This is a genomic window from Streptomyces spinosisporus, from assembly GCF_022698145.1.
Taxonomy (GTDB): Bacteria; Actinomycetota; Actinomycetes; order Streptomycetales; family Streptomycetaceae; genus Streptomyces; species Streptomyces spinosisporus.
In genome coordinates this window covers 1-20,742 of the sequence record NZ_JALDAX010000030.1, presented here as the reverse complement: position 1 = coordinate 20,742, position 20,742 = coordinate 1, and the positions used below count along the sequence as shown (strand labels likewise).

General features: G+C 71.4%; 24 protein-coding genes and 1 pseudogene. 13 read left to right on the top strand and 12 right to left on the bottom strand.

The genetic code is table 11. The features are described from left to right. Nucleotides 1-11 precede the first annotated feature (11 nt). Nucleotides 12-944: a hypothetical protein gene (locus tag MQN93_RS41465; RefSeq protein WP_242713562.1), complete on the bottom strand. Its 933-nt coding sequence runs from the start codon at nt 942-944 to the stop codon at nt 12-14. A gap of 70 nt (nt 945-1,014) precedes the next feature. Beyond that, a complete protein-coding gene (locus tag MQN93_RS41460; protein ID WP_242713590.1) occupies nt 1,015-1,698 on the bottom strand; it encodes a pyridoxamine 5'-phosphate oxidase family protein in 684 nt (227 codons plus the stop codon). Nucleotides 1,699-1,750: 52 nt separating this feature from the next. On the opposite strand from MQN93_RS41460, the gene MQN93_RS41455 reads away from it, so the two are divergent. Then, nucleotides 1,751-3,082: an aminotransferase class I/II-fold pyridoxal phosphate-dependent enzyme gene (locus MQN93_RS41455; RefSeq protein WP_242713561.1), complete on the top strand. Its 1,332-nt coding sequence runs from the start codon at nt 1,751-1,753 to the stop codon at nt 3,080-3,082. Between the two features lie 53 nt (nt 3,083-3,135). Here the strand turns inward: MQN93_RS41455 and MQN93_RS41450 are convergent, their stop codons facing one another. Further along, on the bottom strand, nt 3,136-4,092 hold the full coding sequence (locus tag MQN93_RS41450; protein ID WP_372504535.1) for a DMT family transporter: 957 nt from the start codon (nt 4,090-4,092) through the stop codon (nt 3,136-3,138). Nucleotides 4,093-4,142: 50 nt separating this feature from the next. On the opposite strand from MQN93_RS41450, the gene MQN93_RS41445 reads away from it, so the two are divergent. Next, nucleotides 4,143-5,045: a LysR family transcriptional regulator gene (locus MQN93_RS41445; protein ID WP_016434068.1), complete on the top strand. Its 903-nt coding sequence runs from the start codon at nt 4,143-4,145 to the stop codon at nt 5,043-5,045. A gap of 1 nt (nt 5,046) precedes the next feature. Here the strand turns inward: MQN93_RS41445 and MQN93_RS41440 are convergent, their stop codons facing one another. Beyond that, the gene (locus MQN93_RS41440; protein WP_016434067.1) at nt 5,047-5,514 is read right to left on the bottom strand and encodes a pyridoxamine 5'-phosphate oxidase family protein; all 468 of its coding nucleotides are present in this window, start codon (nt 5,512-5,514) and stop codon (nt 5,047-5,049) included. A gap of 157 nt (nt 5,515-5,671) precedes the next feature. On the opposite strand from MQN93_RS41440, the gene MQN93_RS41435 reads away from it, so the two are divergent. After that, entirely contained in the window at nt 5,672-6,319 is a 648-nt protein-coding gene (locus MQN93_RS41435) for a cysteine hydrolase family protein (RefSeq protein WP_016434066.1), read from the top strand. Here MQN93_RS41435 and MQN93_RS41430 read toward each other — a convergent pair. Next, a complete protein-coding gene (locus MQN93_RS41430; protein ID WP_016434065.1) occupies nt 6,306-6,803 on the bottom strand; it encodes a Rieske (2Fe-2S) protein in 498 nt (165 codons plus the stop codon). The genes MQN93_RS41435 and MQN93_RS41430 overlap by 14 nt on opposite strands. 191 nt (nt 6,804-6,994) lie before the next feature. Between MQN93_RS41430 and MQN93_RS41425 the strand changes: the two genes are divergently transcribed. The 7 genes from MQN93_RS41425 to MQN93_RS41395 all read left to right on the top strand — a co-directional run bounded on the left by MQN93_RS41425 (nt 6,995) and on the right by MQN93_RS41395 (nt 13,150). Continuing rightward, nucleotides 6,995-7,759 (top strand): HipA family kinase, encoded by a 765-nt coding sequence (locus MQN93_RS41425; RefSeq protein ID WP_242713559.1) that lies wholly within the window; start codon nt 6,995-6,997, stop codon nt 7,757-7,759. Continuing rightward, nucleotides 7,756-8,205 carry a DUF3037 domain-containing protein gene (locus tag MQN93_RS41420; RefSeq protein ID WP_016434063.1) on the top strand — a complete coding sequence of 150 codons (450 nt, stop codon included), beginning with the start codon at nt 7,756-7,758 and terminating at the stop codon, nt 8,203-8,205. Before MQN93_RS41425 ends, MQN93_RS41420 begins: the two co-directional genes overlap by 4 nt. A gap of 158 nt (nt 8,206-8,363) precedes the next feature. Beyond that, nucleotides 8,364-9,125, top strand: coding sequence for a 3-oxoacyl-ACP reductase FabG (gene fabG / locus MQN93_RS41415; protein WP_016434062.1), 762 nt, complete (start codon nt 8,364-8,366; stop codon nt 9,123-9,125). Between the two features lie 14 nt (nt 9,126-9,139). After that, the gene (locus MQN93_RS41410) at nt 9,140-9,901 is read left to right on the top strand and encodes an SDR family oxidoreductase (RefSeq protein WP_016434061.1); all 762 of its coding nucleotides are present in this window, start codon (nt 9,140-9,142) and stop codon (nt 9,899-9,901) included. A 212-nt stretch (nt 9,902-10,113) separates the two neighbouring features. After that, a complete protein-coding gene (locus MQN93_RS41405; protein WP_242713558.1) occupies nt 10,114-11,697 on the top strand; it encodes an ABC transporter substrate-binding protein in 1,584 nt (527 codons plus the stop codon). Between the two features lie 89 nt (nt 11,698-11,786). Then, the gene (locus tag MQN93_RS41400) at nt 11,787-12,470 is read left to right on the top strand and encodes a uracil-DNA glycosylase (protein WP_016434059.1); all 684 of its coding nucleotides are present in this window, start codon (nt 11,787-11,789) and stop codon (nt 12,468-12,470) included. 158 nt (nt 12,471-12,628) lie between these two features. Next, nucleotides 12,629-13,150 (top strand): hypothetical protein, encoded by a 522-nt coding sequence (locus tag MQN93_RS41395; RefSeq protein ID WP_016434058.1) that lies wholly within the window; start codon nt 12,629-12,631, stop codon nt 13,148-13,150. A gap of 38 nt (nt 13,151-13,188) precedes the next feature. On the opposite strand, the gene MQN93_RS41390 is transcribed toward MQN93_RS41395, so the two are convergent. The 3 genes from MQN93_RS41390 to MQN93_RS41380 all read right to left on the bottom strand — a co-directional run bounded on the left by MQN93_RS41390 (nt 13,189) and on the right by MQN93_RS41380 (nt 14,942). Then, nucleotides 13,189-13,647 (bottom strand): hypothetical protein, encoded by a 459-nt coding sequence (locus MQN93_RS41390; protein ID WP_372504534.1) that lies wholly within the window; start codon nt 13,645-13,647, stop codon nt 13,189-13,191. A 112-nt stretch (nt 13,648-13,759) separates the two neighbouring features. Continuing rightward, on the bottom strand, nt 13,760-14,281 hold the full coding sequence (locus tag MQN93_RS41385; protein ID WP_016434057.1) for a DinB family protein: 522 nt from the start codon (nt 14,279-14,281) through the stop codon (nt 13,760-13,762). A gap of 58 nt (nt 14,282-14,339) precedes the next feature. Beyond that, a complete protein-coding gene (locus MQN93_RS41380; protein WP_242713557.1) occupies nt 14,340-14,942 on the bottom strand; it encodes a TetR/AcrR family transcriptional regulator in 603 nt (200 codons plus the stop codon). A gap of 128 nt (nt 14,943-15,070) precedes the next feature. On the opposite strand from MQN93_RS41380, the gene MQN93_RS41375 reads away from it, so the two are divergent. Continuing rightward, nucleotides 15,071-16,255 (top strand): FAD-dependent monooxygenase, encoded by a 1,185-nt coding sequence (locus MQN93_RS41375; RefSeq protein WP_242713556.1) that lies wholly within the window; start codon nt 15,071-15,073, stop codon nt 16,253-16,255. A 13-nt stretch (nt 16,256-16,268) separates the two neighbouring features. After that, complete coding sequence (locus MQN93_RS41370; RefSeq protein ID WP_242713555.1) at nt 16,269-17,174, top strand: Gfo/Idh/MocA family protein; 906 nt, start codon at nt 16,269-16,271, stop codon at nt 17,172-17,174. On the opposite strand, the gene lnt is transcribed toward MQN93_RS41370, so the two are convergent. Next, nucleotides 17,098-18,672, bottom strand: coding sequence for an apolipoprotein N-acyltransferase (lnt, locus tag MQN93_RS41365; protein WP_242713554.1), 1,575 nt, complete (start codon nt 18,670-18,672; stop codon nt 17,098-17,100). The genes MQN93_RS41370 and lnt overlap by 77 nt on opposite strands. A gap of 71 nt (nt 18,673-18,743) precedes the next feature. Next, complete coding sequence (locus tag MQN93_RS41360; RefSeq protein ID WP_037781572.1) at nt 18,744-19,229, bottom strand: nuclear transport factor 2 family protein; 486 nt, start codon at nt 19,227-19,229, stop codon at nt 18,744-18,746. Between the two features lie 129 nt (nt 19,230-19,358). On the opposite strand from MQN93_RS41360, the gene MQN93_RS41355 reads away from it, so the two are divergent. Then, nucleotides 19,359-20,339: an LLM class flavin-dependent oxidoreductase gene (locus MQN93_RS41355; protein ID WP_242713553.1), complete on the top strand. Its 981-nt coding sequence runs from the start codon at nt 19,359-19,361 to the stop codon at nt 20,337-20,339. Here MQN93_RS41355 and MQN93_RS41350 read toward each other — a convergent pair. Then, a complete protein-coding gene (locus tag MQN93_RS41350) occupies nt 20,323-20,508 on the bottom strand; it encodes a hypothetical protein (protein ID WP_242713552.1) in 186 nt (61 codons plus the stop codon). The genes MQN93_RS41355 and MQN93_RS41350 overlap by 17 nt on opposite strands. A 134-nt stretch (nt 20,509-20,642) precedes the next feature. Further along, nucleotides 20,643-20,742 (bottom strand): annotated as a pseudogene (locus tag MQN93_RS41345) (undecaprenyl-diphosphatase); the annotation flags it as partial.

Here is a 20,742-nt window from a genome sequence, read left to right as displayed (position 1 = left end):
ATCGGCCGCCGTCAGGCCTCGATGCGGAGCCACGTGTCGCCGGTGCGAAGCCAAAGGACACCGTCGCGACCCTGACCGCAGCGCATGACCACCCGTCCGGGGACTCGGATCGTGCGCCGCTCGGTCACACTCCAGGTGTCACCGTCCAACTCGGCTCGCACCACTTCGGTCGCCCTCTGGTTGTGGACGCGCTTGGTCAGGACCGCTCGACGGTCGCGTACGGCGAACCCGTCCGGGTTGGGTACGGGGCTCGGCCAACTCGTCACCTCACCGGTCGACGGGGTGATCCGCGTCAAGAACGTGCCTGCCCGGCCACCGCCGGAATACCAGATCAGCCAGACCTGGTCCCCCTCGGTGGCGGCGGTGCATCCCTGCAAAGGCGCGTCAGGAAGGCCGGCTCCCGGAGCCCAGGTCGCCCGACCCTCGGCACTCCAGCCGGCGAGACCGGCCGCAGACTCCGGATGCCCTCCGTAGATGCCTTCGTCTCCGTAAGCCGTCCAGATCGAACCCCCGGAATCGGTCACCAACGCAGGGATGTCGTCGCCGATGCAGAAAGCGGCCTCCTGGTCACCGCTTTCCAGAGAGATCACCACGGCGTTCGGGCTCCACACCCCCGACTCCTCCTTGCGCGTTCGACCGCTCGCGATGAGAAGTCGGGCCTCCGGGAGAAGCGCGATGTGGCTCGGCCTGACCGGGACGTCCCTGATCGGACGACGTCGCAGCGACCCGTCCGCCAGGCGCGTCACGAGCACCGCATCGAAGGGGATCTGCGGCCCCCATCCCACCCAGCCCTTCACGGAGCGGCTTCGGCGGAGGTACCGCCGATGGACCAGCAGGACGGCCAGCTCGCCCGCCGGGCCGACGGTCCACCACAGAGAGCGGCGCCCGGCCCAACGGTCCGTCACGGACGGCTTCCAGACCCGCTGCACATCGACCGTCGACATCACATCCCACGTGCTTCGGGTCGCAGCACCCGAACGTCAGCGCTGAGGACAGGCTCCTCGCCGTCGCCCGTCACGGCACCGCCAGATACTCGGGAAGCCGGGTGCCGGGGGTCAGGTCGGTGTCGGGTACCGGGGCTTCGTAGCCCTTGCGCAGGGGGACGAGGCCCGCCCAGTGCGGCAGGGCGAGGTCCTCGGGCTCGTCGTTCACGCCGCCCGTGCGGAGCTTGGCGGAGATCTCGTTCAGGTCGAGGCGGATCACGGCGGTGGCCGCGAGTTCCTTCTTGTTCGGGGGGCGGCTGTCGGCCGCGCGGCCCGGCACGACATGGTCGACCAGCGCGTCCAGGGCGGCGCGCTTCTCCTCAGGGTCCGTCACGTCGTGGGCGATGCCGTGCACCACCACGGAGCGGTAGTTGATCGAGTGGTGGAAGGCCGAGCGGGCCAGGACCAGCGCGTCGATGTGCGTCACCGTCAGGCACACCGGAAGACCGGGGTCTGCCCCGCCGGTCATCCGCAGCGGGCGTGACCCCGTCGAGCCGTGCACATAGAGCCGCTCACCGACCCGGCCGTACAGCGTGGGCAGCACCACCGGCCGTCCGTCGCGGACGAAGCCGAGATGGCAGACGTAGCCCTCGTCGAGTATCGAGTGCACCAGTTCCCTGTCGTACGACGCCCTCTCCGGGGAGCGGGTGGGAACGGTGCGGTCGGTCGGCGTGTAGGCGGCGGGCGGCGTGGGCTGCTGCGCGGTCCCCTGCATGACGATCTCCATCGCGTTGCGGTCCATATTGCACTAGTGCATAATCTGCTTTGTGCTAGGAGGATATCGGATCGAGGGCCGGCGCGCTGCGGACATCGCGGGCAGCGTCGAGCGCGCGGTGGGCTCGGGCGAGCTGGAACCGGGCCAACTGCTGCCCCCCATGCGCGAGTTGGCCGCCGAGCTGGGCGTGAATGCCAACACGGTCGCGTCCGCGTACCGGATCCTGCGGGAGCGCGGGGTCATCGAGACGTCCGGGCGGCGGGGGAGCAGGGTGCGGCCCAAGCCGGCCACCACGGGGCGCGAGTACGTCCGGATGGACGTGCCGGAGGGCGTGCGGGACGTGGCGAACGGCAACCCCGACCCGGCACTGCTGCCCTCGCTGGCGAAGGTGTTCGCGGCCGCGGGCGAGCAGGCCGACCAGGAGCCCGTGCTGTACGGAGACGCCCTGGTGGAGCCGGAGTTGGCGAGGACGGCGCGCGCGGCACTGGACGCCGACGGGGTGCCGGACGGCCCCCTGACCGTCGCGTCCGGCTCGCTGGACGCCATCGAGCGCGTGCTCGCCGCGCATCTCAAGCCGGGGGACACCGTCGCCGTGGAGGACCCCGGCTGGGGCAGCCTGCTCGACCTCGTCCCGGCGCTCGGACTGCGCACCGCCCCGGTGGGCGTGGACGACGAGGGGCCGCTCCCCGACGACGTACGACGAGCCCTCGCGCGCGGCGCCCGCGCCCTGATCGTCACCGACCGCGCCCAGAACCCGACCGGAGCCGCCGTGACCGCCACGCGCGCGCGTGCCCTGCGCGCCGTGCTCCACGAGCACCCGGAGATCCTCCTGATCGAGGACGACCACGGCCACGGCATCGTCGACCTGCCCCTGCACCCCCTGGCCGGCGGCACCCGCCACTGGGCCTTCGTCCGCTCGGTCGCCAAGGCCTACGGCCCCGATCTGCGCCTCGCCGTCCTCACGGGCGACACCACCACCGTCGACCGGGTGACGGGCCGGCACCGCCTCGGCCCCGGCTGGGTCAGCCGCATCATCCAGCGGGCCGTGGTGCGTCTGTGGGCCGATGACGCCCTGGACACCCAGGAGGTGGCGGCCGCCTACCGCGAGCGCCGTGACCTTCTGATCGCCGCGCTCGCGCAGCGCGGCATCGAGGCCCACGGCCGTACTGGCCTGAACGTCTGGATCCCGGTCCCCGACGAGACGGGCGCCGTCTCCCGCCTCCTGCACGCCGGCTGGGCGGTGGCCCCCGGCGCCCGCTTCCGCCACAGCGCACGCCCGGGCATCCGCATCACGGTCGCGACCCTCGCGCCGGACGAGGTGCCCCCCTTGGCGGACGCGATCGCGGGTGCCATGAGGCCCACGCCCAACAGGAGTTACGCCTAACCGTCGGCGAACAGCAGTTACGTGTAGCCCCGGACCTGCCCCCCCGCCACCCGCTACGCACGACCTCCCCGCCGCACCTGCGTCAGCGCCGCCCCCGCCAGAACGACCACTGCCCCGACAGGGGTCGACCACCGCAGCGTCTCCCCGAGAATGGCCACCCCCGCCGCCGTGGCGATGACGGGGATGAAGTACGTGACCATCTGCGCGGTGGTCGGACCGACTTCGGCGACCAGGCCGTACTGGAGGAGCACCGCCAGGCCGGTGCCCAGGGCTCCCAGTGCGGCGATCGCGAGCAGCGGCACGACGGAGAAGTGGGTCGGGAAAGAGGTGAACAACGGGGTCACGACGGCCAGTTGCACGGTGGCGAGCAGCAACTGCGCCCCGGTCATGGACAGATGGGAGTACCCGCTGCCCGCCAGGGTCCTGCGGACGTAGATCCAGCCGACGGGATAGCTCAGGGAGGCGAGCAGCGCCATCGTCGTGCCCCTGGCGTCCAGACCGCTGAAGCCCTCCCACGCGCCGAGCACGGTCAGCACGCCGAGGAACCCGATCCCCAGCCCCGCGACCCGGACCCGGGTCGGCCGGTCCTCCGACAGCGCGACCAGCGACAGTGCCATGCCCCACAGGGGCGAGGTGGCGTTGCAGATGCCCGCCAGCGTCGACGGGATCGTCAGCTCGGAGTAGGCGAACAGCGAGAACGGCAGCGCGTTCAGCAGGAACGCCGCCACCGTCAGATGCCCCCACAGCCGCACTCCGCGCGGCAGCCGCTCCCGCTTGACCAGCATCGCCGCGGCCAGCACGGCCGTGCCGAACGCCAGGCGCCCCAGGGTGACCTGGAAGGGCGCGTACCCGTGCGTGCCGACCTTGATGAGCAGGAAGCTGAAGCCCCAGATCAGCGAGAGGGCGCCGAAGCGCAGACGCCAGTCGAGGGCGGCGCGGCGCGCGGGGACGCGTACAGGGGTCCGGGGTGTGGTCGCAGTGGTCACGTCGACAAGAATGCTTCGGCTCATCGCGTAGCACAATCGAGAATTTTCTATGGGTACCTCGTAGGATTGCTTACATGTTGAATCTGGAGCGGCTGCGCACCCTCGACGCCCTGGCCCGGCACGGCTCGGTCAGCGGTGCCGCCGAGGGGCTGCATGTCACGACGTCGGCGGTCTCCCAGCAGATGGCCAAGCTGGAGCGGGAGGTCGGCCAGCAGCTGCTGGCCAAGAACGGTCGGGGGGTGCGGCTCACGGACGCGGGCCGGCTGCTCGCCGAGCACGCGACCCGCATCCTCTCGCAGGTCGAGCTCGCGCAGTCCGACCTGGAGGCGCACCGCGGCCAGGTGGTCGGCGAGCTCAGGCTCTCGGCGTTCCCGACCGCCGCACGTGGCCTGTTCCCCACCGCGCTCGCCGACCTGCGCGCCGAGCACCCGGCGCTGCGGGTGCGCTCCAGCGAGCTGGAACCCGCGGCCGGCATCGCCGGAGTGGTCCGCGGCGACCTCGACCTCGCGGTGGTGCTCGACTGGTACAACAAGCCGATGCCGCTGCCCGAGGGGCTGGTGAAGGCCGCGCTCCTGGACGACCCCGCGGACGTGGCGATGCCGTCCCGGCACCGGCTCGCCGGACGCGATGAGGTGGACCTCGGGGAGTTCGCCGAGGACGAGTGGATCACCTGGGGCGAGGGCGAGTTCTGCCACGAGTGGCTGATGTTCACGCTCCGCTCGCGCGGCGTCGAGCCCATCGTCGGCCACCGCGCCGCCGAGACCCACACCCAAATGGGCCTGGTCGCAGCCGGGTTGGGCGTCTGCATCGCACCCCTGCTGGGCCGTCACCCCATGCCCGCGGGCGTCGTCACCGTCCCCCTCGTCCAGCGCGTACGCCGGCATGTGTACGTCGTCTGGCGCGCGGACGCCGACCGCCGCCCGTCGATCAGGGCGGCGGTCCGGGCGCTGCAGGACGCGGCGCGCAAGGTGGGCTGAGTCAGACGCCGCCCAGCTTGCGGAAGTCCCAGGACACGATCTTCTCCGGGGTGAGCCGTATCCAGGCGTGCCGGCCGTCGTAGGGCATCTCGTCCAGGCCGAAGTTCTTGCGGGCGAACAGCGTCTCGGGGAAGTCGAGTTCGGCGCACAGCTCCCCGGTGCGCGGGAACTCGCCCACGAACTCCACGGATCCGGACAGCTCGACACCGCGCAGCTCGCCGTACTCCTCGCCCGTGTCGACCACGATCGCGACCCGGGGATCGCGGCGCAGGTCGGCCCAGCGCTTGCTGCGCATCACGGAGTACAGCCAGATCGACTTGCCGTCCCAGGCGAACCACAGCGTGCTCACGTGCGGCGCACCGTTCGCCGACACGGTCGCCACCCGGCAGGTGCGCTGCGTGGCGAGGAAATCGTCCAGCTCACCGGGCGTCATCATGATCTTCCGGCCCCGTCGCTGCGTTGCGGTCATGCGGCCCCCTCTTCTCTCACGTCGTGCCAGAGGAGAGATCCTCTGACATCACGTCAGAAAAGGATGAGTCGTCTTGCGTCCGTACGCAATGACCTTCCGTCCGTACGCGATGACCGTTACCCTCGCCCGCCCGGACCACCGCCGACGAGGGGGACCCGTGCCGTCGTACGAACAGCTCAGCGCACTCCTCGATCCCGACTCCACCGTGCTGTTGACCGTCGAGTGCCAGCAGGGCGTGGTCGGCCCGGACAGCGCGCTGCCCGAACTGGCCGAGGAGGCACGCTCCTCGGGCGCCCTCGCCAACGTCGCGCGGCTGGTCGCCGCCGCGCACGAGGGCGGGATCCAGGTCGTCCACGCGATCGCCGAGCGCCGTCCCGACGGCCGCGGCGCGAACCGCAACGCACGCCTGTTCCGCGCCGCCGAACGCCTCCCGGTCCAGCAGCTGTCGGGCACCTCGGCGGTACGGGTCGCCGCTCCGATCGAGGTCACCGAGGAGGACTTCGTCGTACGGCGACTGCACGGGCTGTCGCCGATCCAGGGCACCGACGTCGACGCGCTGCTGCGCAACCTGGGCTGCCGCACGCTCGTCGTGACCGGTGTCTCGGCCAACGTGGCGATCCCCAACGCCGTCTTCGACGCCGTGAACCGCGGCTACACCGCCGTCGTGCCCTCGGACGCCGTCGCGGGGGTGCCCTCCGACTACACCCCCGCGATGATCCGCAACACCCTCGCATTGGTCGCCACGGTCGCGACCACGGACGAGGTGCTCGGCTGCTTCGAGCGGCCCCGGGTCACGCCAGGGTGATCGAGTCCCCGCTGACGGTCACGTTCTGGGCGGTGAGGCCGGTGGTCGCCGGACCCTTCTTCACACTGCCGTCCTCGACCGAGAACTGGCTGCCGTGGCAGGGGCAGACGATGGCGCCGTTCGCGATGCTGGACACCGCGCAGCCCTGGTGGGGGCACTTCGTCGAGAAGGCCTTGAAGGTCCCCGCGGCGGGCTGGGTGACCACCACGGCCGGGTCCTTGAAGATCTTCCCGCCGCCCTCGGGGATGTCGGAGGTCTTGGCGAGCGCGCTGCCCCCGCCCGAGCCGGAGGAGGCGCTGCTGCCCGATCCGGTGTCGCCGCCGGTCGACGCGTTGTCGCCGGCCTGGGTGTCGGAACTGCCCGACGAGCTGTCGTCGGAGGATCCGCACGCGGTCAGCGCGACGGCGAGTCCCGCCGCGCCCACCGCCGCCACGACCGTGCGGCGGGCGGGTGCCGGGGTGGGGGGAATTGATTCGCTGGTCATGCTGACGTTCCCTTCCTTGCAAGCGTCGTTGATCTGTACAGGGGTACGGCCGGTTGCCACGGGTTGTTCAGCCGACGTCGAGAGCTTGTCAAGGTCGCGTCCACAGGTGGGTAAAGCCGCGCTGTCGCTTTGCTGTCGATGTCGGCGCACCGCACGTCCGGCGACCGCCGGTGCCCCAGTAACCTGGGGCGATGCTCAAGGAAGTGATCGCGACCCGCTACATCGCGCCGCTGCGCGAGGGCGGATCGCTGCCGGGGCTCGTCGAGGCCGACGACCTCGGGACGTACGTCATGAAGTTCACCGGCGCCGGACAGGGCCGCAAGACGCTGGTCGCCGAGGTGATCTGCGCTGAGCTCGCCCGCCGGCTGGGCCTCAGGGTGCCGGGACTCGTGACGATCGGCCTGGACGCGGTGCTGGGCCTCGGCGAGCCGGAGCAGCAGGTGCAGGACCTGCTGCGGTCCAGCGGCGGCACCAACCTCGGCATGGACTTCCTCTCGGGCGCCCTCGGCTTCGACCCGCTCGCCTTCGAGGTGAGCGGTGAGGAGGCCGGCCGGATCGTCTGGTTCGACGCGCTGGTGAACAACGTCGACCGCTCCTGGCGCAACCCCAACCTCCTGATGAGCCAGGGCGACCTGTGGCTCATCGACCACGGCGCCACCATGATCTGGCACCACAACTGGCCCGGCGCCGACGCCTCCGCGACCCGTTCCTACGACGCCTCCGACCACGCCCTCGCCCGCTTCCGCCCCGACGTCGCGGGCGCCGCGGCGGATCTCGCGCCCCGGGTCACCGAGGAACTGCTGGCCGAGGTCACCGCCCAGGTCCCGGACGCCTGGCTCGTGGGCGAACCCGGATTCGACACCCCGGACGACCTCAGACGGGCCTACGCCCGGCCGCTGCTCGCCCGGGCCGCCGCCGTCCACGAGCGCGTCACCGGAATCGAGGAGGGCACATGAGCGAGCGCCACATCCACATGGCCGGTTCCGTGGTGGAGCGGCACATCATCCGCGGCGGCCAGGGCGGCGACCGGGACGTGTACGAGTACGCCCTGCTGCGGGTCGTGCCCCGCGTGGAGCGCGGCGAGTGCATCAACGCCGGCGTGCTCGTCTACTGCCGTGCGCAGGCCTACGTCGGCGCCCGCACCCATCTCGACGAGGCCCGGCTGCTCGCCCTCGACCCGGCCGCGGACGTCGCCGGCATCCGCGCCGCCCTGGGGGCCGTCGAGCGGGTCTGCGGCGGCGGAGAGGCGGCCGGCCAGGCCGCGGGCGACGACGCCGGACGGCGCTTTCGCTGGCTGATCGCGCCGCGCTCCACGGTCGTACAGCCCGGACCGGTGCACACTGGGCTCACCGCCGATCCGGCGGCCGAGACGCAGCGGTTGCTCGACCTGCTGGTGAGGTAATGGATCACACCCGCACCATGTGCCGTTGACACCGAGTGCCAGGCCTTCTAGCGTCACGTCTGCCGAAGGTACTAAGCGGTCGCTCACCCAAGCGGGTGCGGTGCGTACGGACGTACTTTCCGGCGGGCGTACTTTCTCGAGGGCGAGGAGAAGCAGCAATGTCCACCACTGAGCAGCGGGTCGCGGTCGTCACCGGCGGAGCGCGCGGCATCGGCGCCGCCACCGCCGTACGGCTGGCCGCCGAGGGCCACGCGGTCGCCGTGATCGACCTCGACGAGGGAGCCTGCAAGGACACCGTGGAGAAGATCACCGCGGCGGGCGGCAGGGCCCTCGCGGTCGGCGCCGACGTGTCCGACGAGGCGCAGGTCGAGGCCGCCGTCGCACGCGTGGCCGACGAGCTCGGCGCACCGACCATCCTGGTCAACAACGCGGGCGTGCTGCGCGACAACCTGCTGTTCAAGATGAGTGCCTCCGACTGGGACACCGTCATGAACGTGCACCTGCGCGGCGCCTTCCTGATGACCAGGGCCTGCCAGAAGCACATGGTCGACGCCGGCTTCGGCCGCATCGTCAACCTGTCCTCCTCCTCGGCGCTCGGCAACCGCGGCCAGGTCAACTACTCGGCCGCCAAGGCCGGTCTGCAGGGCTTCACCAAGACCCTCGCCAAGGAGCTCGGCAAGTTCGGCATCACCGCCAATGCCGTCGCGCCCGGCTTCATCGCCACCGAGATGACCAAGGCCACCGCCGAGCGCGTCGGCATGGGCTTCGAGGACTTCAAGGCCGCGGCCGCCACCCAGATCCCGGTGGCGCGGGTCGGCGAGCCGGACGACATCGCCAACGCCATCGCCTTCTTCACCGGCGAGGCGGCCGGCTTCGTCTCCGGCCAGGTGCTGTACGTCGCCGGCGGACCGCTCGACTAGGAGAACTCCCAGCCATGACTGAACTGCCCGCACTCTCCGGCAAGGCCGCCCTCGTCACGGGCGCCAGCCGCGGCATCGGCTACGGCGTCGCCGAGGCGCTCGTCGCCCGCGGCGACCGCGTGGCCATCACCGGCCGCAACGAGGACGCACTGAAGGAGGCCGTCGACAAGCTCGGCGCCGAGCGCGTCATCGCCATCCCCGGCAAGGCACACGACCTGGACCACCAGAGCGAGGCCGTCGAGCGCACCATGGAGGCCTTCGGCCGCCTCGACTTCCTGGTCAACAACGCCGGTACCAACCCGGTGTTCGGCCCGATCGCCGACCTCGACCTGAACGTGGCGCGCAAGGTCTTCGAGACCAATGTGATCTCCGCGCTCGGCTTCGCCCAGAAGACCTGGCACGCCTGGCAGAAGGACAACGGCGGGGCGATCGTCAACATCGCCTCGGTGGCGGGCATCGCGCCCTCGCCGTTCATCGCCGCCTACGGCGTCAGCAAGGCCGCGCTGATCAACCTGACCCAGCAGCTCGCGCACGAGTTCGCGCCCAAGGTGCGGGTCAACGCGATCGCGCCGGCCGTCGTGAAGACCAAGTTCGCGCAGGCGTTGTACGAGGGCCGCGAGGAGGAGGCGGCCGCCGCCTACCCGCTCGCGCGGCTCGGCGTCCCGTCCGACATCGGCGGCGCCGCCGCGTTCCTCACCTCCGAGCAGGCCGACTGGGTCACCGGTCAGACGCTCGTCGTCGACGGCGGGATCTTCCTGAACGCCGGCGTTGGCTGAAACCAGCCGTCGCAGCCGTAACGATCAGATACCCGAGAGCGCCGTTTCCTTGACGGAAACGGCGCTCTTGTCATGCCACAGAGGCGGCACAGGCGGATGACAACGTCGTCATGAATGACCTGATCAAGGGCCTTGTACAAAGCGGGTTCAACTACCGGTTCGCTGCGGTATCGTCTGCCGACCCTTGGTACGGCAGATCGAGGAGCGAGCGCGTGTTCAACCGGAACCGAGGCCTGTGGCAACTGGCTGCCATGGCGTCCGTCTCGTCGCTGGTGGCCGGATGCGGCATCCTCTCGTCGGACTCGTCCGACGACAAGGGACCCATCGTGGTGGGCACGACCAGCGCCCCCAGCACGCTGGACCCCGCCGCCTCCTGGGACCAGTCCTGGGAACTCTTCCGCAACATCTACCAGACGCTCCTCAGCTACCCCTCGGGGGCGACCACGCCCCAGCCGGACGCGGCCGACACCTGCCGCTTCTCCGACAGCTCCAACACGACGTACACCTGTCAGCTGCGTTCGGGCCTGAAGTTCTCCGACGGGCACACGCTGGACGCCAGAGCCGTCAAGTACTCGATCGACCGGATCCGGAAGATCAACGTCAACGGCGGGCCCGCCGGACTGCTCGGCAGCCTCGACCGGGTGCAGGTGACCGGCGACAGGGAGGTCGTCTTCCACCTCAACAAGCCCGACGCGACGTTCCCGTTCGTGCTCGCGACACCGGCGATGTCGATCGTCGACCCCGAGGAGTACCCGGCCGACTCCCTGCGCAAGGACGACAAGGTCTATGGCTCCGGGCCGTACACGCTCCAGGCCTACGAGGAGGGCAAGAAGGCCGAGCTCGCCAAGAACGGCAACTACAAGGGCTACGCCCGGCGCGAGAACAACGCGGTGACCATCCGCTACTTCCAGGACTCGTCCACCATGGTGTCCGCGCTGAAGCGCCAGGACATCGACGTCGCCTTCCGCGGTCTGAACGCCGACGACATCGTCAACCTGCAGAAGCACAACTCCGACGGCGCCCTCCAGATCAACGAGGGAGCCGGCGTCGAGATCAACTACCTGGTGTTCAACCCGAAGGACTCCTGGGCCTCGAAGCCCGCCGTCCGCAAGGCGGTCGCGCAGATCATCGACCGCGGGGCGATCGCGCACAAGGTCTACAAGGACACCGTCGAGCCGCTGTACTCCATGGTCCCCAAGGGGCTGACCGGGCACACGACCGACTTCTTCGACGACTTCGGCAGCCCGAGCACCGACAAGGCGCGCAGGATCCTCACCGAGGCCGGCATCACCGAGCGCGTCCCGCTCACCCTCTGGTACACCACCGACCGCTACGGATCCTCCACGAAGCTGGAGTTCGAGGAGATCAAGCGTCAGCTGGAGGCATCGGGGCTGTTCACGATCACGCTCAAGAGCCGCCCCTGGAAGACGTATGTGACGGGCTACCAGAAGGGCGAGTACCCGGTGTTCGGGCGTGGCTGGTTCCCCGACTTCCCGGACCCCGACAACTTCATCGCGCCGTTCGTCGGCAAGCAGAACGCGCTGGGCACGCCGTATCCCGCGCCCGAGATCACCGGTGTGCTGCTGCCCCGCTCGCGCGGCGAGAGCGACCGCGCCAACGTGGTCTCCGACTTCGAGCAGGCCCAGCAGATCCTCGTCAACGACGCCCGGCTGCTGCCGCTCTGGCAGGGCAAGCAGTACGTGGCGGCGAGCGACGACATCTCCGGCGCGCAGCAGGCGCTGGACCCGTCGACGATCATGCTGATGTGGGAGCTGTACCGCAAGACCAGCTGGTAGGTGGCGTGGTTCGCGGAGCCGGGGCCGTTGTCAGTGGTCGCCTGTAGGTTCTGAGACCTGAAGTGACCGCACGACATAAGGACGTTGACGTGACCGACATCGCCATGCTGCCCGAGTCCTGGCGCGGGGTCCTGGGCGACGAGCTGCAGCAGCCCTACTTCAAGGAGCTCACGGACTTCGTGGAGGAGGAGCGGGCGAAGGGTCCCGTCTACCCTCCGCGTGAGGAGGTCTTCGCCGCGCTGGACGCCACGCCGTACGACGGGGTGAAGGTCCTGATCCTCGGCCAGGACCCGTACCACGGCGAGGGCCAGGGCCACGGTCTGTGCTTCTCCGTCCGTCCCGGCGTGAAGACCCCGCCCTCGCTGCGCAACATCTACAAGGAGATGCGGGAGGAGCTGGGCACCCCGATCCCGGACAACGGCTATCTGATGCCGTGGGCCCGGCAGGGCGTGCTGCTGCTCAACGCGGTCCTGACGGTCCGCTCGGGCGAGGCCAACTCGCACAAGGGCAAGGGGTGGGAGAAGTTCACCGACGCGGTGATCCGGGCTGTCGCCGAGCGCCCCGACCCGGCCGTCTTCGTGCTGTGGGGCAACTACGCACAGAAGAAGCTCCCCCTGATCGACGAGACCCGGCACGCGGTGGTCAAGGGCGCACACCCCTCCCCCCTGTCCGCGAAGAGGTTCTTCGGCTCCCGCCCCTTCACCCAGATCAACGAGGCGGTCGCGCGCCAGGGCCACCAGCCGATCGACTGGACGATCCCGAACCTGGGGTGAGGCTGCCGACCGGTCGGATGATTCCGAACGTGGGGTGAGGCTGCCGCCGGGCCGGTCCTCGGGTGCACCGGCCCGGTGCCGCCTGACCGGGATTGACGCGGGCTGCGGTTAGCGTCGACCGGGACAGGCGAGCAGCCGGTGAGTGTGCGGAGGACGCGGTGGCCCAGGGACAGGAGCAGACGGCGCCGGATGCCGTGATGACGCGGATCGGGCAGGTGGTCATGCTCCATCACGCCGGTGACCGTGAGGAGGCCCGGCACCGCTTCCTGCAGCTCTGGGCGGAGATCGGGGAGGACGGCGATCCACTGCACCGCTGCACCCTTGCCCACTACATGGCCGACACCCAGGACGACCCGGCGGACGAACTCGCCTGGGACCTGCGGGCGTTGACGGCCGCGGAGGAGCTCACCGGCGACCGCCTCACCGAGCACGACGGCGCACTCGCGGTACGTGCGCTCTACCCCTCGCTCCATCTGAACCTGGCAGCCGACTACGTCAGACTCGGCCACCGCACCGCCGCCCGCACCCACGCGCACCGGGCCCGCAGCGCAGTCGACGCCCTGGCGGACGACAGCTACGGCGACGGGGTACGGGCGGCCATCACCCGCATGGAACTGCGTCTCGCCGCGGACGGCCCGGCGGGGGAGGGCGACTGGGGGCCGCCACGACAGGGGCGTTAGCTCCTTCGGCTGCGCCGGCCCCGACGCCTGTGCCCGCCTCAACGCCCGTACGTCTGCTCGCAGATGGCCGCCTCCGGGCTGTCGGCCCGCCAGCCGCCGTACTGTCTGCCGAGGGCGCAGAGGTCCGTCCCCTTGGTCAGATCCGGGATGTCGACGCGCGGCTGCCGCTGCGGCTCCGCCGCCGGAGGCGTCGCTCGTGGGTGGGGGCGCTCGCTCGGTCGAGGTGCGGGTCTCCGTTCGGCAGGGGCCGCTGTCGCTGTCGGCGTCCGGTGCTGGTGATTACGTGGTTTCGGCTCCGCGCGGCGGGACGGGCCGATCATCTCCAGTGCCTCGCGGGCCGGTGCCTGGACGATCTGTGGGCCGGCGTCGCCGTCCGGGTGTGCAGAGGAGGGGCGGGGCGGCACGGATGCCGGTGGACGCTGGATGGTCACGCAGCCGGTGAGGGCCGAGACGGCCACGGTGACCAGGAGTGTTGCGGTGGTCGTCGTTCGATGCACGCGCGCCACGATGACGGGTCCGGTGGCCCGGGGGACAGCGGACGGGCGGAGGATGCCCCGCACGGGTGATCTCCCGCCCCGTACGGAGGCCGTGCGGGTGGCGCGGGTGACGTCAGTCGCCGGTGGCGCCGTCGATGCGTTCGCGCAGCAGGTCGGCGTGGCCGTTGTGGCGCGCGTACTCCTCGATCATGTGGGTGTAGATCCACCGCAGGTTGAAGCGCTCACCGGTGCGCCGGTGCTTGCCCGCGGACAGGTCGTCCAGGGCGAAGCGGGCGGCATGGCCGCGCGCGGCCTCGATCTCGGCCTGCCAGGTGGCGTACGCCTGCGCCCAGGTGTCCGCCTCGGTGAGACGGAACTCGCCGTCCGGGTCGTCGTCGCCGTAGTAGATGGGCCCGGCCTGCTCGTCCGGCTCGTTCGCCAGGACCCGGCGGAACCAGCTTCGCTCCACCTCGGCCATGTGCCGCACCAGGCCCATGAGCGAGAGGGTGGAGGGTGCCACGGAGGGGGTCCGCAGCTGTTCGTCGCTCAGGCCCTCGCATTTCCAGGCCAGGGTCTGCCGGTGGTAGTCGAGCCAGCCCTCCAGCATGGTGCGTTCGTCGGCGGTGGTGGCGGGTTCACGGCGCTCGGTGGTCATCCCCGCATCCTGTCCCGCCCGCCCTGCCCGCACCAGTCGATTTCACAGCCAGGGTCCCTCACCTTCCGAGCATCCCGTCCAGCAGCTCCTGCAACCCGGCCCGTACCTCGCCCAGCCCCGGCACCTCCGCGCTGAAGGACCCCGCCACGCAGGAGAACATCAGGCCGTCCGCCCAGGCCACGAGCGACAGGGCGTGCCGGGCAGGATCGGTCGAGCCCATCGCGGTGACCATGCCGGCGAGCTGATCGCGGAAGCGGGCGCCTGCCGCGTCGAAGTACGTGCGCAGCTCGGGTCGGCGGGTCGCCTCCAGGGCCAGTTCGTAGCGGGCGAGCGTCAGTTCGCGGTTGCGGGTCAGGGCGCGGTGGGTGGCGAGGGCCAGCGCGTCCACCAGTCCGGCGAGCCCGGCCGCCGGGTCCGGCATCTCGTGCAGCGCCAGCACCCGCGCCTCACGGTCGGCCAGCCGGCGCACCGCCAGCTCCAGAAGCGCCTGCCGCGTTCGCGCGAGGTTCGACGTGGAGCCCTGGGGGAGCCCGGCCGCCTCGTCGACCGCCCGGTGCGTGAGCCCGCGCATACCGCGCTCGGCGAGCAGGGCGAGCGCGGTGTCCGCGACGAGGTCGGCGCGGGAGGCGCTCGGGGGTCCCACGGGGGAGGAGGTCGACATACGGACCAACCTACCTGGGGCACTACGCCTGTAGTACAGTCGACGCAGGCGCACACTACATCTGTAGTGACCGACTGCCCGAGCCGGCCGGAACCCCGACTCGTGCGGGCCGTACCGAAGGAGGACCCATGGCACACCCCAAGCGGGCCGTCGTGATCGGCGGCGGCATAGGCGGCCTGACCGCGGCCGCGGCCCTGCACCAGCGCGGCCTGCGGGTCACCGTGCTGGAGCGGGCGGACTCCCTGCAGCCGGTCGGCGCCGGGATCTCGCTCGCGCCCAACGCCCTGCGCGCGCTGGACGTCATCGGCGTCGGCGAGGAGATCCGGGACCTCGCCGCCTGGCAGGGCGACGCGGGGCTGCGCACCCCGCGCGGGCGCTGGCTCTCCCGCTCCACCGCGGACGCGTCCGCCGAGCGCTTCGGCGGACCGCTCGTGCTGCTGCACCGGTCAACCCTCGTCACCAGCCTCGCCGCCCGGATCCCGCCAGACGCCGTCCACACCTCGGCCGCCGCCACGATCACCGACCCCGGCGACGCCGACCGGCCGGCCCGGGTGAGCACCCCCGACGGCGAGTGGGAGGCCGAACTCGTCGTGGCCGCGGACGGCATCCATTCCGCCGTACGCCGCTCCCTCTTCCCGCGGCACCCCGGCCCCGTCCACTCGGGCTTCACCACCTGGCGGGTCGTCGTCCCGCTGCCCGGCGTCGAGTTCGCCCCGCACGAGACCTGGGGCCGCGGCTGCCTCTGGGGCACGCAGCCGCTCAAGGACGGCCGGATCTACGCCTACGCGGCCGCCCTCGCCCCGGCCGGTGAACGGGCGCCGGACGACGAGAAGGCGGAACTGCTGCGCCGCTTCGGCGACTGGCACGACCCGGTCCCCGCCATCCTCGCCGCCACCCGCCCCGAGGACGTCCTGCGGCACGACGTCCACCATCTCGACGAGCCACTGCCCGCCCTCCACAGCGGCCGGGTGGCCCTGCTCGGGGACGCCGCGCACGCCATGCCGCCGATGCTCGGACAGGGCGGCTGCCAGGCCGTCGAGGACGCGGTCGTGCTCGCCCACCACCACGACGATCTCGCCGCCTACAGCGCGGCCCGGCTGCCCCGTACGACCGCGATCGCACGGCAGTCGGTCCGGGCCGCCCGCCTCAACCTGATGTCGGGTCGCGCCGGGATCGCCGTCCGGAACACCGCGATCGCCGTGCTGTCCCAGGCGGTTCCCGAACTCCTCCTGCGCAGCTTCGACTCCGTCGCCGGCTGGCGTCCGCCGCAGCAGCCGTATGCTTCCGGCAGCACACCGGCAGGCAAGCGCTGAAGGAGACCACCCCGTGAAGGTCGGCTGCATCGGACTCGGCGACATCGCGCAGAAGGCCTATCTCCCGGTGCTCGGCGGCCTGCCCGGAATCGAACTGCATCTGCAGACCCGGACACCGGCGACCCTCGACCGGGTCGGCGACGGCCTGCACCTCCCGGTCGACCACCGGCACGCCACCCTGGACGCGCTGCTCGCCCAGGACCTGGACGCCGCCTTCGTGCACGCGCCCACCGCGGTGCACCCGGAGATCGTGACCCGGCTCCTGGAAGCGGGCGTGCCGACCTACGTCGACAAGCCGCTCGCCTACGAACTCGCCGACTCCGAGCGGCTGGTGACCCTCGCCGAGGAGCGCGGCATCTCGCTCGCCGTCGGCTTCAACCGGCGCCACGCACCCGGCTACGCCCAGTGCGCCGACCACCCGCGCGAGCTGATCCTCATGCAGAAGAACCGGATCGGGCTGCCGGAGGAGCCGCGCACCATGGTCCTCGACGACTTCATCCACGTCGTGGACACCCTGCGCTTCCTGGTGCCCGGGCCGGTCGACGACGTGACCGTGCGCGCCCGCGTCGAGGACGGGCTGCTGCACCACATCGTGCTGCAGCTGTCCGGCGACGGGTTCACCGCACTGGGCGTGATGAACCGGCTCAGCGGCTCGACGGAGGAGATCCTGGAGGTGTCGGGGCAGGACACCAAGCGTCAGGTGCTCAACCTCGCCGAGGTGATCGACCACAAGGGCCAGCCCACCGTGCGGCGGCGCGGCGACTGGGTGCCCGTGGCCCGCCAGCGCGGCATCGAGCAGGCCGTGCTGGCCTTCCTCGACGCCGTGGGCGCGGGCAAGGTGCTCAGCGCCCGGGACGCACTGGCGACTCATGAGCTGTGCGAGCGGGTGGTACGCGCGGTGCTGGACCGGGCCGCCTGAGCCGCACGGCCCGCACGCCTTCACTGACGCACCACCCGGCGAGGACGAGCAGCGAGAGCTGCACCGGCCAGTCGCCGTAGCGGACGTACGGCGTGGTGCCGTGCGCCAGCGGGATGTCGTACAGCCGCGAGCTGCTCGCGTCCGTGCCGAGCCAGGAGCCGATCCGCTGCCCGCTCGGCCCGTACACCGCCGAGACGCCGGTCAACGTCCCGTGCACCATGGGCCGGCCGGTCTCGGCGGCGCGCAGCGCGGCGAGCGAGGCGTGCTGCTCGGGCGCCCAGCTGTGCTGGAACGTCGACGTCGCCGACTGCGCTATGAGGACGTCCGCGCCGTCCTCGGCGAGATGGCGGCTCATGTCCGGGAATGCCGACTCGAAGCACACCATCGGCCCGATGCTCAGCCCGTGCCCCACGTCCATCACGACCTGCTCGGTGCCGCGCCGGCGGTCCTCGCCCGCCGCCTTGCCGACCGAGGTCGCCCAGCCGAGCACCGAGCGGAAGGGGACGTACTCGCCGAACGGCACCAGCCGCATCTTGTCGTAGCGGTCGCCGGTCGGGCCGCCGGGGCCGACCAGCACCGAACTCTTGTAGATACCGGGCTTGTCGGAGCGCCGGGCGTCCACGTTGACCAGGATGTCGGCCCCCGTCGCGCGGGAGAGCGCCGCGATCCGCCGCGCCAGGTCCGGGCGGTCGCCGAGGTCGAAACCGACGCTGCTCTCACCCCAGACGATCAGATCGACGTCCCGGCCCACGAGTTGCCGGGTCAGCCGCTCCTCGCGGTCGAAGCGCCGGTCACCGCTCGCGGCACCGTCGACGACGCCCGGCTGCACCACGGCGATCCGCGTCCGGCCGTCGACGTCGGGGCGCGGCGACCACACCCAGGCCGCCGAGGTCGCGGCGGCCGTCGCGACGAGGCCCGCCACCGCCGGAACCCTCGACTCGCGCACCGACACCAGCACGGCGACCGAGACGTTGACGGCCACCACCAGGAAGCTCAGCAGCCACACCCCGCCGACCGAGGCGAGCCGCAGCGCGGGCTCCACCTGCCACTGACTGGAGCCGAGCATGCCCCAGGGGCCGCCAAGGCCCTGCCAGGAGCGCACCAGCTCGACCATCAGCCAGCCCGACGGCAGGACGGCGAGGGCGGCGAGACCGCGCCCCGGCCCGGGCATCCCGCCCAGAAAGCGCCGTACGAGCCAGCCCCACGGGGCCCACAGCGCGCCCAGGAGCACGGCTATGAGGAAGATGAACACGTGCAGGCTCGGCAGCAGCCAGTGGTGCACCGCCAGCAGATAGCCGAAACCGCCGCTCCAGCCGTCGTAGGCGGCCCGTTTCCCGGTCGGTGCCGTCCGGATCAGCACGATCCAGGGGACCAGCGCGACATAGGCGAACCACCACAGCGAGGGCGCGGGAAAGGCGAACACGGGCAGGGCGCCGGCCAGCGCGGCGAGCGCGGAGCGGCGCCACGGCGAGGCGAGCCAGTGACCCAAGGTCTTCATGGAGAGCCTCCCTACCCGCCAGAAGCTCCAGTGTGCGTGTTTTCGCTGATCGTGGACAGAGCCACCGGTGATCAGTCGGTCACACGCGCGGCGTCCGGCTCGGGCAGGCGCCGCCACTTCTCCTGTACGACGACCTCGGTGAGCCGCCAGCCGTCGTAGGTCCGCAGCAGCCCGAAGGCGTAGCGGCCGCCGCACACGAAGTCGGGAGCGGCGGCTCCGGCGCCGTCGGCGGTGAACCGCATCGGGTTGACGTAGTCGGCCCGCACGCGCGCGGTGTCGCCGGTGTCCTGGTCCAGGGTCTCGAACCGCACCCGGCGGTTGACGATCAGATGCTGGCGCATCGGGAAGAGGCGCAGGTTCTCGGCGAGCCAGGCGGCGATCTCGCGGGCGCTTCCCTCGACGCCGCCGGCCGAGCGGTAGTCCGCCCGTCCGTCGGGCGTGAACAGCCGCTGGTATGCCTCCCAGTCGCCGTCGTCCACGGCCGCCGCGTAGTCGGTGACGACTTCGTCGACGGCCAGCCGGTCCATCACGGTCGCGAGCTGCACGCGCTGGGTCATCGGCCAAGTGTTGGGCATGGGGCGTGCGGGGCCAAGAGGTGTACGGCAACAACCCAACTTCCGTGTCCGCGGCCGTCGTTCGCAGGCCTCACCACCGGGACGCGGGTGAGCGCTTCCTATACTGGCCGAATGATCACCACCCCGCTCAGCGCGCTCGAAGTGGCCATGGTCCAGTCGGGCGCCCCGGCCGTGGACACGCTACGGGACACCATTGAGTTCGCCCGGCGCATCGAGGACCTCGGTCACCGGCGGCTCTGGTACGCCGAGCACCACCACTCGCCGGCCATCGGGGCGTTTCCCCCGGTGGTCCTGTGCGCGCACGCGGCGGCGTCGACGTCCTCTCTGCGGGTGGGGTCCGGTGGCGTACTCGCCCCCAACCACGCGCCGATCATGCTGGCGGAGCAGTTCGGCACCCTGGCCGCACTGCACCCGGACCGGATCGACCTGGGCATCGGACGGGGCCCGGGCACCTTCGACGAGCCGACGGCACGGGCCCTTCGCCGGGGTGCCGGACCGACGACCGACGAGGAGTACCGCGGGGACGTGTCGGCGATCCTGCGCTTCCTGGTGGACGAGGTCGCGCTCGGCACGCTCCCCGAGCCGTGGCTGCTGGCGTCGAGCACGGCCGGTGCGGGGCTCGCCGCGGAGCTCGGCCTGCCGCTCGCCTTCGCGCATCACATCCGTCCCGACAACACCCTCGCCGGACTCGCGCACTACCGCGAGCACTTCGTCCCCTCGCGCTGGTGCGAGCGCCCGCGTGTGCTGGTCTGCGTGGAGACGGTGTGCGCCGAGACGCAGAAGGAGGCGGCCTGGCTCGCGGGTCCGATGGACGTGGTCAAGGCCGGGCTGCTGAAAGGGCGGGGCGACTTTCCCTTTCCCACTCCGCGGGAGGCGGCGACCCACACGTTCACCCCGGAGGAGGCGCAGGCGCTGACGGCCTTCCGCGCGCAGCAGGCACACGGCACACCCGACACGGTCGCCGGGCGGCTGGCGGATCTGGTCGAGACGACCGGGGCGGACGAACTGATGCTGGTGACGCCGGTCTACGCCCTGGCCGACCGTCTGCGCTCGTACGAACTCGTGCGGGACGCGGTCACGCCGCCTCGATGACGTCGGCGCGGATCGCGGCCGCCCACTCGACCACCAACAGCTCGTACTCCGCGCGCTCTTGGGCCGACAGGGTGCCGCCCGCGCGCATCCACAGGGCGCGGATCTGCTCGTTCACCTCGGCGGCCGACCGTAAGCGTACGGAACCAGGGGGCATGGAGTCGGGGGACATGGCACAAGCCTAGGGGGAAGGGCTGACAGTGCGCTACCGGACGGCTACCCAGACCGTATGTGATGGGTCACGGATTTCACCGGCCGTGGCCACCAGGACCCTGAACTCGCGCCTCCCGCAAGGGCGTTGAGCGCTCAGCTCGCGGACTCCGCCGCGTGCGGGCTCAGTGCGCCCGCCGTGACCAGGGCGATGATGACGATGCCGAGCGCGATGCGGTACCAGACGAACGGCATG